General features: G+C 66.7%; 18 protein-coding genes. 5 read left to right on the top strand and 13 right to left on the bottom strand.

Annotated elements, in window-relative coordinates; translation table 11 throughout:
- Positions 1–429: 429 nt before the first annotated feature.
- Positions 430–852 (top strand): hypothetical protein, encoded by a 423-nt coding sequence (locus tag ABWP09_RS09870; RefSeq protein ID WP_353204974.1) that lies wholly within the window; start codon positions 430–432, stop codon positions 850–852.
- Positions 853–923: 71 nt separating this feature from the next.
- Positions 924–1,520 (top strand): hypothetical protein, encoded by a 597-nt coding sequence (locus ABWP09_RS09865; RefSeq protein WP_353204973.1) that lies wholly within the window; start codon positions 924–926, stop codon positions 1,518–1,520.
- On the opposite strand, the gene ABWP09_RS09860 is transcribed toward ABWP09_RS09865, so the two are convergent.
- Positions 1,517–2,152 carry a TMEM175 family protein gene (locus ABWP09_RS09860; RefSeq protein WP_353204972.1) on the bottom strand — a complete coding sequence of 212 codons (636 nt, stop codon included), beginning with the start codon at positions 2,150–2,152 and terminating at the stop codon, positions 1,517–1,519. The two genes, ABWP09_RS09865 and ABWP09_RS09860, sit on opposite strands and share 4 nt — an antisense overlap.
- Before the next feature lie 94 nt (positions 2,153–2,246).
- Between ABWP09_RS09860 and hslV the strand changes: the two genes are divergently transcribed.
- Together hslV and hslU are read left to right on the top strand one after the other, a co-directional pair.
- Complete coding sequence (gene hslV / locus ABWP09_RS09855) at positions 2,247–2,798, top strand: ATP-dependent protease subunit HslV (RefSeq protein ID WP_353204971.1); 552 nt, start codon at positions 2,247–2,249, stop codon at positions 2,796–2,798.
- A 130-nt stretch (positions 2,799–2,928) separates the two neighbouring features.
- Positions 2,929–4,224 carry an ATP-dependent protease ATPase subunit HslU gene (gene hslU, locus ABWP09_RS09850; protein WP_353204970.1) on the top strand — a complete coding sequence of 432 codons (1,296 nt, stop codon included), beginning with the start codon at positions 2,929–2,931 and terminating at the stop codon, positions 4,222–4,224.
- A gap of 148 nt (positions 4,225–4,372) precedes the next feature.
- On the opposite strand, the gene ABWP09_RS09845 is transcribed toward hslU, so the two are convergent.
- From ABWP09_RS09845 to ABWP09_RS09790, 12 genes are all read right to left on the bottom strand, one after another.
- On the bottom strand, positions 4,373–4,750 hold the full coding sequence (locus ABWP09_RS09845) for a hypothetical protein (protein WP_353204969.1): 378 nt from the start codon (positions 4,748–4,750) through the stop codon (positions 4,373–4,375).
- Entirely contained in the window at positions 4,747–5,154 is a 408-nt protein-coding gene (locus ABWP09_RS09840; RefSeq protein ID WP_353204968.1) for a hypothetical protein, read from the bottom strand. Before ABWP09_RS09840 ends, ABWP09_RS09845 begins: the two co-directional genes overlap by 4 nt.
- Before the next feature lie 56 nt (positions 5,155–5,210).
- Positions 5,211–5,939 carry a hydroxyacylglutathione hydrolase gene (gene gloB / locus ABWP09_RS09835; protein ID WP_353204967.1) on the bottom strand — a complete coding sequence of 243 codons (729 nt, stop codon included), beginning with the start codon at positions 5,937–5,939 and terminating at the stop codon, positions 5,211–5,213.
- Positions 5,939–6,391 (bottom strand): VOC family protein, encoded by a 453-nt coding sequence (locus ABWP09_RS09830; RefSeq protein ID WP_353204966.1) that lies wholly within the window; start codon positions 6,389–6,391, stop codon positions 5,939–5,941. The genes gloB and ABWP09_RS09830 overlap by 1 nt, the downstream gene beginning before the upstream one ends.
- A 180-nt stretch (positions 6,392–6,571) precedes the next feature.
- Positions 6,572–7,315, bottom strand: a complete 744-nt coding sequence (locus tag ABWP09_RS09825) for a tetratricopeptide repeat protein (protein ID WP_353204965.1) — start codon at positions 7,313–7,315, stop codon at positions 6,572–6,574.
- Positions 7,312–8,046, bottom strand: a complete 735-nt coding sequence (locus ABWP09_RS09820) for an alpha/beta fold hydrolase (RefSeq protein ID WP_353204964.1) — start codon at positions 8,044–8,046, stop codon at positions 7,312–7,314. Before ABWP09_RS09820 ends, ABWP09_RS09825 begins: the two co-directional genes overlap by 4 nt.
- A gap of 186 nt (positions 8,047–8,232) precedes the next feature.
- Positions 8,233–9,156: an alpha/beta fold hydrolase gene (locus ABWP09_RS09815; protein WP_353204963.1), complete on the bottom strand. Its 924-nt coding sequence runs from the start codon at positions 9,154–9,156 to the stop codon at positions 8,233–8,235.
- The gene (locus tag ABWP09_RS09810; RefSeq protein WP_353204962.1) at positions 9,153–9,362 is read right to left on the bottom strand and encodes a helix-turn-helix transcriptional regulator; all 210 of its coding nucleotides are present in this window, start codon (positions 9,360–9,362) and stop codon (positions 9,153–9,155) included. Before ABWP09_RS09810 ends, ABWP09_RS09815 begins: the two co-directional genes overlap by 4 nt.
- Positions 9,359–9,763, bottom strand: a complete 405-nt coding sequence (locus tag ABWP09_RS09805; protein ID WP_353204961.1) for a hypothetical protein — start codon at positions 9,761–9,763, stop codon at positions 9,359–9,361. The genes ABWP09_RS09810 and ABWP09_RS09805 overlap by 4 nt, the downstream gene beginning before the upstream one ends.
- 39 nt (positions 9,764–9,802) lie before the next feature.
- Positions 9,803–11,440 carry an NAD(P)/FAD-dependent oxidoreductase gene (locus ABWP09_RS09800; protein WP_353204960.1) on the bottom strand — a complete coding sequence of 546 codons (1,638 nt, stop codon included), beginning with the start codon at positions 11,438–11,440 and terminating at the stop codon, positions 9,803–9,805.
- A 57-nt stretch (positions 11,441–11,497) separates the two neighbouring features.
- Positions 11,498–11,752, bottom strand: a complete 255-nt coding sequence (locus tag ABWP09_RS09795; protein ID WP_353204959.1) for a DUF6356 family protein — start codon at positions 11,750–11,752, stop codon at positions 11,498–11,500.
- A gap of 16 nt (positions 11,753–11,768) precedes the next feature.
- Complete coding sequence (locus tag ABWP09_RS09790; RefSeq protein WP_353204958.1) at positions 11,769–13,163, bottom strand: UDP-N-acetylmuramate--L-alanine ligase; 1,395 nt, start codon at positions 13,161–13,163, stop codon at positions 11,769–11,771.
- Between the two features lie 45 nt (positions 13,164–13,208).
- On the opposite strand from ABWP09_RS09790, the gene ABWP09_RS09785 reads away from it, so the two are divergent.
- The coding region (locus tag ABWP09_RS09785) for an LD-carboxypeptidase (protein ID WP_353204957.1) at positions 13,209–14,026 on the top strand (818 nt) is incomplete at its 3' end.

Genomic DNA, 14,026 nt, shown 5'->3' with positions numbered 1-14,026 from the left:
ACCGCCGCCGAGCACGACATCCGCGCGCAGTGGGCGCGGCTGGTCGAGGCGCGCCTGATCGGCACCACCGCTTTGCTGTCGGACCAAACCCGCGCCGCAATCGCGGCGATGGAGCGGGCGCTCGGGCTGCGCGGATAGCGCGCCGATGGTGCGACTCTGTGTGACTTTAGGGGGGCGGGAAGCGTGTCGATGGTGAGACTCATGTGTGACTTTAGGACGGGGCGGGGGATGTGTTTATGCCTGACGTTCGCCTAAACTTCCGCGCGTGGGCGCGCCGCGGCAAAGCCGCGTCGTCGGACGCGGCTGCTGGCCGCGCCGGCCGGGCGCGCCTCCTCGCGCGGTGCAGCTTTGCTGCACCTGGCGCGGCGCGCCGCAACCTTTCGCCGCCCCAAGCATTCCACCTCCACAACGAACCCAGGAGGATTTCCCATGCGCACGCTCACCCTTGGCCTGTTGGCCGCAACCGTCGCCCTTGCCGGCTGCTCCGACTATGGCAACGGCCCGGCGCGGGGCTATGACAGCCGCTACGCGCAGTATGATTATGACCGGCCCGATCCGGCGTATAACGGCTATGATGCGTCGCGTTACTATCGCAACGACAACCGCCGCTATCAGGAGCGTCAGCTCAGCGCCAACGACCGCGTCTATCGCGGCAGCGACGGGCGCTATTATTGCCGCCGCAATGACGGCACGACCGGCTTGATCGTCGGCGGCGTCGCGGGCGGCGCGCTCGGCGCGGCGATCGCACCCGGCGGCTCGGGCCTGCTCGGCGCGCTGATCGGCGGCGTCGGCGGCGCACTGGCGGGCCAGGCGATCGACAAGGATGGCAACCGCGGCGGTCGCTGCCGTTGATCCTTCGGCGGCGCGGTGGCACACACCACCGCGCCGCTTACGCTGACGCAACCCCGATCGAGACCGCGACCATGGCAATGCCACCAGAACCCCCCAAGGCTCCCAAGAGCGCAAAGCCCGCGACGCCGGCTCCGCGCCGGTCCTCGCGGACGGCCAGCACGGCCAAGGCCGCTCCGCCCAAGGCCACCACGCCCCGCGCCGCGCCACCCGCGGCTGCGTCCGAGCCCAAGGCACCCGCCGCCGCCCGGCCGGTGCCCAAGCGCGCGACCACGCGCAAGGCCGTCGCCCCTGTGGTTGCGCCGCCAGCGCGCACCAAACCCGCCACGACACGTGCCGCCAAACCCGAAACCGCGTCGGTCCCAAAGGTCGCGACGGCCGACCGGCGGTCGCTCGCGGCAGCGCTCCCGCCGGTCACCCCCAAGACGGCGTGGTCGCTCGGTGCGGTGGCGCTGGCCGCCGGGGCCGGGATTGCCGCCTTTCTTACGCGGGGTCGCATCATGGCGTTGCTGACCGGCAAGCCGGAGCAAGGCCATGTGCCGACCGATCTGCTCGTGGCAGACCACGCCGAGGACGACCGCGCGCTCCCCGCGTTCCGCCCCGACATGGCCGCGCCGATGACCGCGGCCGAACGCGAAGCGCTGCGCCCGCCCCCGGGCCTGCCCAACTAGGCGGCGCGCGCAAACCGCCGCGTCACGCGTCGTCGCAACAGCCACTGGAACAGCGGGATCGTCAGCAGCCCCAACTGGCTGAGCGGTGCGAACCAGAACGCGATCGGGATCGATACCATCGCGCCCAGCACCACGCCCCCGCCGCGCGCGCGGGTATAGGCGATATCGATCGCGGAGACGTCGGATCGCACGATCCCCGGGCTGGTCGTGATCCGCACGAGCCGGATGTTGAGCAGGCCTGTCGCCACCAGGGTCAGCGCGTACAGGACCGAGGGCACCAGCATCCCGCCATTCGCGCTCATGAACGCGGTCGCAAACGGCATGAACACGATCGCGCACAGCATCTGCAAATTGGGGCCGACCAGCCGGTCCGAATACCGCCCGGCCAGCGCGAAGGCGCGGTGGTGCCCCGACCAGAATGCGCCAATCACGAAGAAGCTGACGAAGAAGCCAAACAGATTGGGCCACAGCGTGAGCAGCGCGTTGACATAGGCTTGCCACGGCGATCCGAACGGCAAATGCGGCGGATGCACCTCGATGATCAGCAGCGTGATCGCAATCGCGAACACCGCATCGGAAAAGAAGATCAGCCGCTCGAGCGGATGGTCGGGCCGTTCGGCATGGTCTGGCATAGCGCTCCCCCCTTGCGCGCACTATCGCCTCGCCCGGGTCGCTCGCGCAAGCCATGGATTGAACCGCGCCGATCACCGCCCCATATCGCCTGACATGAGCGAGAACAAAATGGTGTGGCACGGCACCACGATCCTGTCCGTGCGCAAGAATGGCCGCGTTGTCGTCGCCGGAGACGGTCAGGTGACGCAAGGCCAGACGGTGATGAAGCCCAATGCCAAGAAGGTGCGGCGGCTCGGCGACGGCTCGGTAATCGGCGGGTTCGCCGGGGCGACCGCCGATGCCTTCACGCTGTTCGAACGGCTCGAGCGCAAGCTTGAGCAGCATCACGGCCAATTGCTGCGCGCGGCGGTCGAACTGGCCAAGGATTGGCGCACCGACAAATATCTCCGCAATCTGGAGGCGATGATGATCGTCGCCGACAAGGACGTGACGCTGATCCTGACCGGTAATGGCGACGTCCTCGAACCCGAAGGCGGGATCGCCGCAATCGGATCGGGCGGCAATTTCGCACTGTCGGCGGCGCGCGCGCTTACCGAGTACGAAGCCGATGCCGAGACGATTTGCCGCAAGGCGATGGGCATCGCGGCCGAGCTGTGCGTCTATACCAACGACCGGCTGACGGTGGAAAGCCTCGAAGCCTCCTGATTTTCCTCCCCTCCCGCTTGCGGGAGGGGATTGAGGGGTGGGCGCGCGCTCTCCCCGCACGCAATCGCTCGCGGATGAAGCGAGCCCACCCCCGACCCCTCCCGCAAGCGGGAGGGGGGAAGAAGAGAAAATGAACGACGCCCTTACCCCCAAAGCCATCGTCCGCGCGCTCGACGAGCACATTATCGGTCAGCAGGACGCCAAGCGCGCGGTCGCGGTCGCGATGCGCAACCGCTGGCGCCGCCAGCAGCTCTCGCCCGATCTGCGCGACGAAGTGTCCCCAAAGAACATCCTGATGATCGGGCCGACCGGCTGCGGCAAAACCGAGATCAGCCGCCGTCTGGCCAAGCTCGCCGATGCGCCGTTCATCAAGGTCGAGGCGACCAAATTCACCGAAGTCGGCTATGTCGGCCGCGACGTCGAACAGATTGCGCGCGACCTGGTCGAGGAAGCGATCCGGCTGGAGAAGGATCGCCGCCGCGTCGCGGTCAAGGACAAGGCCGAGGAGGCCGCGATGACGCGCCTGCTCGACGCGCTGACCGGCAAGGGTGCGAGCGAGGCGACGCGCGAAGCCTTCCGCCAGCGCCTGCATGACGGCCATTTGCGCGATACCGAGATCGAGATCGAACTCGAAGCCGCACCGCACATGCCGTTCGAAATGCCCGGTGGCGGAGCGCAGATGATCAATTTGTCGGAGATGATGGGCAAGGCGTTCGGCCAGGGTCAGCTCAAGCGCCGCAAGCTGACCGTCCCCGCTGCGTGGGACAAGCTGGTCGAGGAAGAGGCCGACAAGCGGCTCGACCAAGACGAAGTGTCGCGCATCGCGCTGGCCGATGCCGAGGCGAACGGCATCGTCTTCCTCGACGAAATCGACAAGATCGCCGTGTCGGACGTGCGCGGCGGCTCGGTCAGCCGCGAAGGCGTCCAGCGCGATCTGCTGCCGCTGATCGAGGGTACGACGGTCGCGACGAAGTATGGCCCGATGAAGACCGACCATATCCTGTTCATCGCCAGCGGCGCGTTCCACGTCGCCAAGCCGAGCGATCTGCTGCCCGAGCTACAGGGCCGCTTGCCGATCCGCGTCGAGCTGAAGGCGCTGACCGAGGACGATTTCGTCGCGATCCTGAGCGACACCAAGGCCTCGCTGACGCAGCAATATGTCGCGCTGATCGCGACCGAGAATGTCGGTGTGGAGTTCACGCCCGAGGGCATCCGCGCGGTCGCCAAGATCGCCGCCGACGTGAATGGCGAAATCGAGAATATCGGCGCGCGCCGCTTGCAGACGGTGATGGAAAAGCTGCTCGAGGACGTCAGCTTCAACGCCGAGGATCGCGGCGGCGAGACGGTGGTGGTCGATGCGGCGTACGTCGAGACGCATCTGGCGGGGATTGCGCGCAATACCGACCTCAGCCGATTCGTGTTGTAGCGCGCCTTACGATCTTACGCTCCAACCGTTCGCCCCGAGCTTGTCGAAGGGCAGCGTGCCACACGTCCGGTACTATGTCTGGCACGCAGGGCTTCGACAGCCCCGGATCAGGTCCGGGGCCGAACGGAGTTGCGTGAGCCGGTCGAACTCAACGCGCCGCCGCCACCCGGTCCCACGGCACGAAATGCCCCAACCGACAGCGCGGCCCTGCGATCCCGCCGCCGCCGCGTTGGAGTGTGTAGAATTGGTCGTTCCGACACAATTGCCCGCCGAACACCTCGGTAACGATGATCACGTCGTCATTGAGTCCCGGACATGCCTCGGGCAAATCGTTGCGCCACACGCGACCGCCGTCGCGGTACAACAGGATCCGGTCGCCAATCACTTGCGGGGTCGAAATCCGGTTGTTTGACAAGCAGGTTTCCGGCTTCCCCGGAACCCGGCCGGCGAGCGCACGATCCAAATCCTTGCTGTCCGACGCGGTGACCGCGCCGAGCGCCGCCACCAGCGCCAGCGCGCGGATCATGGTTTGCGATAGGGGACGAAGTCGCCGAAACTGCAACTGCCGGTCGGGATGCGGCTGACCAAGTCGACGGTGCGGACGATATCGCCGCGGCAAAACTGGCTACCAAAGGTCCGGGTCACGATTGCGTCGCCGCGCCGCAGCCCGAAACATCCGCCGCCGGTATCGGTGCGCATGATGTCGTTCCGACCGTTCTTGTACAGGATCGTGTCGCCGACGCGCGTGGTCTCGCGGTAGCGGATCGGGTCGATACAGCTTGTTGGTTTGCCCGCGACCAGCCCGGATAGCTGCTTGTCGAGCTCGACCTTGTCCTGCGCGGCCTGGCGGGCCTCATAGCCCTTAGTGTCCGCCGACAGCGCCGATGCGCCGCCGAGCAGCAGGATCGCCGGAAGGATGAAACGGTACATGCTACGCGTCCTTTTCAAAGCGTCGCTCCCAGCAGCGATCATACCGCATCTCGCGCCTAAAAAACATCCTTTGCCGCACGCCGTTCGGCAAGCTGTTCGGCCGAGGTAGCCCGCAGGAAGGGGTTGGTCGCAAGCTCTAACGCGATCGTCGTCGGCACGGTTGGCTCGCCCGCCGCGCGCTTGGCGTCAACATCCTTCATCCGCTCGGTGACGGCCGCATTGTCGGGCTCTGCCGCCGCCGCATAGCGCCCGTTCGACTGCGTGTATTCGTGCGCGCAATAGACGATCGTCTCGGGTGGCAACACCGCAAGCCGCTGCATATTGGCGTACATCTGCGCCGGCCCGCCCTCGAACAAACGGCCGCAGCCCATCGCGAACAGCGTGTCGCCGCTGAACAGCGCCGCATCCTCGGGCATGTGGAACACGATGTGCCCGGCGGTATGCCCCGGCGTTTCCATTACGTGTGCGACGTGGTTGCCGATCCGCACGCTGTCGCCCTCACGCAGCGGCACGTCGAGCGTCGGGATCTTGTCGGCTTCGGCGGCGGGGCCGCTGACCGTCGCGCCGAGCGCCTTGATCGCAGCGTTGCCGTCGGTGTGGTCGGGATGCCAATGCGTGTTCCAGATCTGCGAGATCGTCCAGCCGCGCGCCTCGGCGACGGCGAGCACAGGGGCTGCCTCGCTCGGATCGACTACAATCGTCTCGTTCGATGCGGAATCGTGCACCAGCCACACATAATTGTCGCTGAGCGCGGGGATGCGGACGATTTCGAGCGTGCTCGGCATTACCATTCCCCCACATTGGGCATCGAGGCCCAGGGTTCGGCTGGCGCGAGCGCCGCGCCGTCCTGCAGCAATTCGATCGAGATCAGGTCAGGCGTGCGCACGAACGCCATATTGCCGTCGCGCGGTGGGCGGTTGATTGTGACGCCGCCGTCCATCAGCCGCTGGCACGTCGCGTAAATGTCGTCGACATAATAGGCCAGATGCCCGAAATTGCGGCCACCGGTATAGACTTCGGGTGCCTGGCCTTCGGTCGGCCAGTTATAGGTCAGCTCGACTTCAGCGCTGGCGCGCTGGCCGGGTGCGGTCATGTCTTCGGGCGTCGCGAGGAAGATCAGCGTGAAGCGCCCCGCCGCGCTCTCCATCCGCCGCACTTCTTCCAGACCGAGCAGCTTGAAAAAAGCGACGGTCGCATCGGGATCGGTCACGCGGATCATCGTGTGGAGGTATTTCATTGGTTGCTCCGGTTTGGGCTCTGCGCCCAGATAGGGGGCCAGAGAGCACGGCGCTACCCCCATCACTTCCCCGGCGAAGGCCGGGGCCCAGTCGCGGTGCCAGCGACAGGGTCAGCCAGCGCTCGATCAGATCCACCTCTGCCACTGGGCCCCGGCCTTGGCCGGGGAAGGTATAAGGGATCAGGAAGCGACCTCGAACTGCGCGAGCGCCGCTGCCGCCGCCTTGCCGGCTGCGCTGTCGGGTCTGAGCGTCACGGCTTGCCGCCACGCTGCCCGCGCGCCCGCTTCGTCGCCTGCCATCGCTGCAATGTTGCCCGCCTCGAGCTGGACCGAGGGATCGTCCCCGCCGCGCTGCAATGCCTCGGCAATGTCGGTTTTCGCGCGTACCACTTGCTGCTCGCGCCGCGCCAGCGTCGCCGAGAGCAGCCACGCCAGCGGATCGGCCGGAACTTCGGTGAGCGCGCGGTCGAGATCCTCGCGCGCACCCTCGGGATCGTCGCCTGCGACCATCGCACGCGCACGGTCGAGATGCGCCTCGCCGAGCGGCTGACCCTTCAGCGTGCCCGCCGAGATCGCCGCGTCGAGCGCGCTCCGCGCCTTCGACGCATCCCCCGCCGCCAGCCAGGCATTGCCGGCCTGCGCCCAATAATTCGCCCCCCGCGTGTCCCCGGCCTTTTCAGCGGCGCGCGCGGCGGATTCGAACGACGCGGCGGCGGCCGACCAGCGCGCTTCATTGGCATAGGCCATGCCGAGGCACTGGCTGGCAAAGAAGCTGCCGCCCGCCAATTGCCACTGGCCCGCTTCGGCTTCGGCGGCGGTCGGATCGCTCTTCGCGCGGTCGAGGCAATGTTCGTAGCGATCCGCGATCGGCGCGGGCGGGCCGCTCGGCGTGGCGGCCTGGGCAAGCAAGAGCAGCAGGATCATAAGGCGCGCGTCACATCCTCTACCGCCGCGATCAGCGCGGCGAGGTCCGCATCGCGTGACAGGCGGTGGTCGCCGTCCTTGATCAACTGGACCTGCACATTGGCTGAACGCAGCAACTCGGCGAGCCGCACGGTGCGGTTCCACGGCACCTCGGGATCCTTCATGCCGTGCAGCAGCCGTATCGGGACATCGATCGCAAGGCCCGAAAACATCACGCGATTGGCCTCGCCCGATTGCCAGAAGGCGCGGGTGTAAACCATCGGCAGATCGGCATAGCGCCCGACGCGTTCGAGCCGCCCCTCGGAGAGCAAAGCGAGCTTCTCCTCGACGGTGAAGCCCCAGTCGGTGAAATCGGGCGCGGGTGCCACGCCGACCAGCGCCGCGACCGTGTCGGGCCGGTCGCGCGCAACCAGCAGCATCAGCCAGCCGCCGAGCGACGATCCGACCAGCACCGCCGGACCCTCGACCGCTTGATCGAGCATCGCCACGACATCGTCGCGCCACCCGGCGAGCGTCTGGTCCTCGAACACGCCTTCGCTTTGCCCGCACCCGCCATAATCGAAGCGCAGGAAGCTGCGCCCGGTCGCCACTGCCCACGCCTCGAGCGCGAGCGCTTTGGTGCCGCCCATGTCCGATCCGTACCCAGGCAGGAACACGACCGTCGGGCCGGTGCCGGGGGTCAGGTGATAGGCGAGGGCGGGGCGGGCGGGTGCGGCAGGGGCGTCGGTCATCCGCTCGACTTAGCGCGCGGAGCGGAGCCGGGGAAGCGGCGCACACTCAATTCGCGATGCGCCACCCCGGCGAAGGCTGGGGCCCAGTCGCGTAGGTTTATCAGATCAAGCGCTGCGCGCACCCAAATATCGTTCCGCAACTGGGCCCCGGCCTTCGCCGGGGTGGAGCGAGATAGTAAGAAGCCGCTACTTCCCCGCCACAAACGTCAGCACCGCCGCCTTGAATGCCTCGGGCTGGTCGAGCATCACCATATGCGCCGCATCGCCGATATCGACATAGGTCATGTGCGGTGCCGCCGCATATTGCTTGCGGTAAAAGGCGTCGACCATCGGCTTGGCGGGGGAGCCGGCGTTCCACGGGTAGAGCAAGGTCATCGGCGTGGTGATTGAGCCCAGCACCGGGCGCAGGTCGGTCGTCAAATCCTCGTACATCGCTTGCCCGGTGACGCGGGCGTCGGCGGCGCGCGCCCAGGCCGTCATCGTGACGATACTCTCGGGCTTGATCGCTAGTCCGCGCGTCTGCGCGGCGACGGCTTCGTCGCTCAGCGGCGTGCCGTAATTGGCAGCGACCGCGTCGCGCATTTTGGCGGCTTGCGGCGCGACCATCGCCGGGGTCGGGTCGATTCCCGGCGGTGCCATCAGGACCGCGAAATAGGGCAGCGAGTCGACGATCATCAGCTTTTCGACATCGCCCGGATGCGCGTGCGCGAGCATCATGCCGACCAGCCCGCCCATCGAATGGCCGATCACGCTCACGCGCCCGAGCCTGTAGCGCGCGATGTAGCCATCGAGATCGGCGACGATTCCGTCGAGTATCCCCGGCTTCAAATTGGCGCGCGGATCGTCACCGCCGAAGCCGTTGACCTGCACCACCAGCACGCGGTGCGTCTTGGCCAGATCGGGTACCACCCCATCCCATACCGCGCGTGGCGAAGCGAGGCCGGGGATCAGCACGATCGTCGGCCCCTGGCCGAGAGACTGGATCGAGATGTGGTCGAGGTGCGTCGCCGGGGTGGCGGCCGGGGCGGGCGCACACTGCGCCGCCTGAGGCTGCAGTCCCAGCAGCGGCAGCAGCGCAGCGGCGGCGATGCGGATGGCGATATATGTCACGGTTGAACCTCCTTCGACGGACTGACGAAAATCTCTTCGATGGCGCGCTCGAACAGCTCCGCGATGCGGAAGGCGAGCGGGAGCGAGGGATCGTACCGCCCGGTCTCGATCGCATTGACGCTCTGGCGCGACACTTCGAGCCGGTCGGCGAGATCGCCCTGGCTCCACCCGCGCTCGGCGCGCAGCACGCGCAGGCGGTTGGTCATGCCCCGACCTTCCCAAGCGTCAGCCTGTTCATGGCCGAGCCAAGCCCGAGTCCGCCGAACCACAAAACCGCAACATAATAGGATTCGACATGGCCGACGATCTCGAAGCTTTCGAGAAAGCCCCACAGCGTCGCGATGCTCAGCGCAAAGCCGCTCGCCCACAAGCTCTGGCGCACCATCAGCATCCGGAGATACTCGTCGCTTTCCTCGATCAGGCATCGGCCGATCGCGATGAAGATGCCAATGATCGGAAGCGCGGGTAGCGCCCCGACGATGACGGCTGCGGCACCCGACACCCAATGATGCTTGAACGCGTAGACTGCTCCGAGGAGCGTGAGCGCATAGACGATGCTGAGCGCAATCGTGCGACGGTTGTAGCGTTTTTGCGCGAGCGAGGACATGGAAAGCTTCCTTTCACGTTTGTGAAGGGTGCTTTACAGTCAAGAAAGCTTGTCTGTCAAGTGTCCCATACAGGCCAGTCCCACCGCCTCCGCCACTTTGATCCCGTCGACCGCCGCCGAGAGAATCCCCCCGGCATAGCCCGCACCTTCGCCCGCCGGGTACAGCCCCAACGTATTGAGGCTCTGAAAATCCTCGCCGCGCGTCGTCCGCACGGGGGCGGAGGTGCGCGTTTCGACGCCGGTCAGCACCGCATCGGGATGGTCGTATCCCGGGATTTCGCGGCCGAATTGCACCAGCGCCTCGCGCATCGCGGTGACGGCGAAATCGGGCAGGCATAATGCGAGATCGGTCATCGTCACGCCGGGGCGGTAGGACGGCGTCACGCTGCCGAGCTTGGTCGACGCGCGTCCGGCGAGGAAATCGCCGAGCAATTGCGCGGGCGCGTGATAGTTCGATCCGCCCGCGACGAACGCGCGCTCCTCGATCTCACGTTGCAGCGCGATTCCCGCCAGCGGCCCGTCGGGATAATCGCGCGCCGGGTCGATCCCGACGACCATGCCCGAATTCGCATTGCGTTCGTTGCGCGAATATTGGCTCATCCCGTTGGTCGCGACGCGCCCCGCTTCGGAGGTCGCCGCCACCACCGTGCCACCCGGACACATGCAGAAACTATAGGCGGTGCGGCCATTCTTGGCGTGGTGCGAGATGTGATACTCCGCCGCGCCGAGGACCGCATTGCCCGCATTCGCGCCGAAGCGGGCATTGTCGATCCACGATTGCGGATGCTCGATCCTGACGCCAATCGAAAAGGGCTTCGCCTCGACGAACACGCCGGCGTCGTGCAGCATGTGGAAGGTGTCGCGCGCGCTATGCCCGACCGCGAGCACGACGTGCTCCGCCTCCAGATAGCCGCCGTTGTGCAGGTGAAGCCCGCGCATCCGTCGTTCGCCCGCGCCATCGGTGGCGACGTCGATCCCGTCGACGCGCGTTTCGAAGCGATATTCACCGCCCAATGCCTCGATCGTCGCGCGCATCGATTCGACCATCGTGACGAGGCGGAAGGTCCCGATATGCGGATGCGCCTCGGTCAAAATCTCACGCGGAGCACCGGCTTTGACGAACTCGATCAGCACCTTGCGGTCGAGATGGCGCGGGTCCTTGATCCGGCTGTAGAGCTTGCCGTCGGAAAAGGTGCCAGCACCACCCTCGCCGAACTGCACATTGCTTTCGGGGTCGAGCACACCGCGCCGCCACAGCGCCCACGTATCCTTGGTCCGCTCACGCACCACTTTGCCGCGGTCGAGGATGATCGGCTTCAACCCCATTTGCGCGAGGATCAGCCCGGCGAACAGCCCGCACGGGCCCGCGCCGATCACCACCGGGCGGGGTCCCTTATAATCCGCAGTCTTGGTGACGAACTTGTACGACGTATCGGGCGTGCGCTGGACGTTGCGGTCCTTCTTCATCCGCGCGAGCACGGGTGCCTCGTCGCGCAGCGTCACATCGACCGAATAGACAAGCTGGATGTCGTTCTTGTCGCGCGCGTCATGCGCGCGGCGCGCGACGGCGAAGCGCACCACATCGCGCGGCGTGATGCGCAGCCGCTTACGGATCTCGGCGGGCAATTCCTCATCCGCGTGGTGCAGCGGCAGGCGAAGTTCGGTGATGCGGAGCATAAGGGCGCTTTAGCGGCGCGCGCGCGGTAAACAAATCCTCTCCGTGCCGGGGAGGATTCAGATGACGTATTCCACCGTCCGCCGCTGCGTTTCATCCGCCATCACCGCGGCGCGCTTGTCGACGATTTGCTTGTTCAACCGCATCACCGTCCGGCTGCCGGTGGTCTGGAACGCAAAGGGGAGGAAGCCGTGCACCACGCCCGCGATTCCCGCGCCGATCATCGTCACGCCAAACCGCGAGGCGACTAGGAAATGCTCGGCATAGCTCTCCCCAACCGAGGCGGGGTGATCGAGGAACAGGCGGCGGAACATCGAAGTCTCCTTTGGTTCACGCAAATTTGCGCGCGATGTGGGGCAGTATGTCGGCGGCAAGCTGACTGAGCGTATCGTCGCGTGCGCCCATTACCACGATCCGGTCGCCGGGTCGCGCTTCTGTGACGATCCACGCAATCGCCTCGGCGCGATCGGCAATGTGCCGCGCCTGCGGGCCGATCTCGGCGACGATATCCGCGCTCGTTACATCGCGCGCGACGGTGCCGCCCTGATAGACCGGGTCGGGCAGCACGAGCAGGTCGTCGCTGCCGAGCGACTCGCGGAACATCGCGGTGAGTTCGTGCCGCATCACCTTGAGCGGGCCATAGCCATGCGGCTGGAACAACAGGAGCAAGCGCCCGGGAAAAGCGTGGAGCGTGGCGAGCGTCGCCGAAATCTTGTCGGGGTTATGCCCGAAATCGTCGATCACCGTGACGTCGGCCGCTTTTCCAACCAGCTCGAAACGCCGTTTGAGGCCGGTAAAGCCCGCGATCGCAGCGATCGCCGCGTCAAGCGGCACCCCCGCCGCGCGCGTCGCGCCGAGCGCCGCCAGCGCGTTGGAGACATTGTGATGGCCCGGCACCGCGAGTTGCACCGCGTGCGTCACGCCATCCACGACGAGGTCGAACGCAATCGCAAACGGCCCCGGGCGCAGGTTGCGCGCGCTCAGGTCGGCGTCCTGCTCGACCGCGAAGGTCACGAGCGTGGCGGGGTCCAGCGTCGCGGCGAGCGGGGCCGTCTCGGCGTCGCCGATGTTGAGGATAGGCGTCTCGGCCTTGGCCGCGAAATCGCCGAACAAAGCGCGCAATTCCTCGAGCGATTTGTGGTCAAGGCTGACATTGTTGAGCACCGCGATCTTGGGGTGATACAAAGCGATCGACCCGTCGCTTTCATCCACCTCGCTGACGAACACGTCCCCGCTGCCAACCAGCGCGCTGGCAAACGGCGCATCCGGAGTCGCGAAATTCTTCATCACCGCGCCGTTCATCACCGTCGGATCGCGCCCGCAGGCGTGGAGGATCCAGCCGATCATACCCGTTACGGTCGATTTGCCGCTCGTGCCCGCCACGCCGATCGGCAGCGTGCTTTGGTTGAACAAGCTGGCGAGCAATTCCGCCCGGCTCCTCCGCGTCGCGCCGACGCGCGCCGCCGCGACGATGTCGGCGACGGTCGATTCGACCGCGGCCGAAGCAACGACGATTTGCTCGGCCGACGTCACGCCCGATCCGTCCTGCGCGAACAGCGTCACGCCCTTGGCGGCGAGGTCGGCGAACTTGGCGGGCAGCGCGCCGCGGTCGAGCGTCCGGTCCGATCCGGCCACGCTCGCACCACGCCCGGCCAGGATCATCGCCAGCGGCATCATGCCGCTGCCGCCGATCCCGACGAAAAAGTAGGATTTGCCGTTGTCCATCACTGCGCGCTATCCCGCGACGACGCGGAGCGCAACGGAGCAGGCATGAAGATTGGCGTAGTGGCCCCCGCACGCGGCATCGACGAAGCGCTCGCCGCGCGCGCGCTGGGGCTGACCGCGCTGGCGATGCCCGCGGTCGATCTCGTCTTCCATCCGCAATGCTTCCTGTCCGACGGGCATTTCGCCGGGCCCGATGCGACGCGTGCCGCCGCGTTCGTCGAGATGGCGAACGATCCGAGCGTCGACGCGATCTGGTTTGCGCGCGGCGGCTATGGCTCGAACCGGATTCTCCACACCGTGCTACCCCAGCTTGGGGACGCGGCGCGTCGGAAAACCTATCTCGGTTATTCCGACATGGGGTTCCTGCTCGGCGCTTTGTACGCCGCGAAGATCGGGCTGCCGGTCCATGGCCCGATGGTTGCGGACGTGACGCGCAGCGATGGCGGCATCGCCTTTGCGCGCAGTTTGCGCTGGCTGGTGAACAAGGACCGCACGGTGCTCGACCCCGGCCTCGACGCCGCGTTCCAGGGGCGCCCAGCCGCCGCCTTCAACCTCGCGATCCTCACCGCGCTCACCGGCACGCCGTGGCTGCCCGATCTGACCGATCACGTGCTGCTGATCGAGGATGTCTCCGAACCGCTCTACCGGATCGATCGCATGTTGTTCACCATGGCGCACGCCACGCAATTGAAGGGGCTGGCGGGGTTGCGGCTTGGCCAGGTGCGCGATATCCAGCCCAACGATCCGCCATGGGGCGAGACGCTCGAGACGATGATCGCGCGCTGGTGCGGCGAAATGGGGGTGCCGTATCTGGGGCGCGCGGCGATCGAGCATGGCAAGGATAATATGGTCGTGCCGTTCGG

It is taken from the genome of Sphingomonas sp., assembly GCF_040398505.1.
Classification (GTDB): domain Bacteria; phylum Pseudomonadota; class Alphaproteobacteria; order Sphingomonadales; family Sphingomonadaceae; genus Sphingomonas.
The sequence above is the reverse complement of the archived record's forward strand: the minus strand, read 5'-3'. Positions and strand labels throughout refer to the sequence as shown.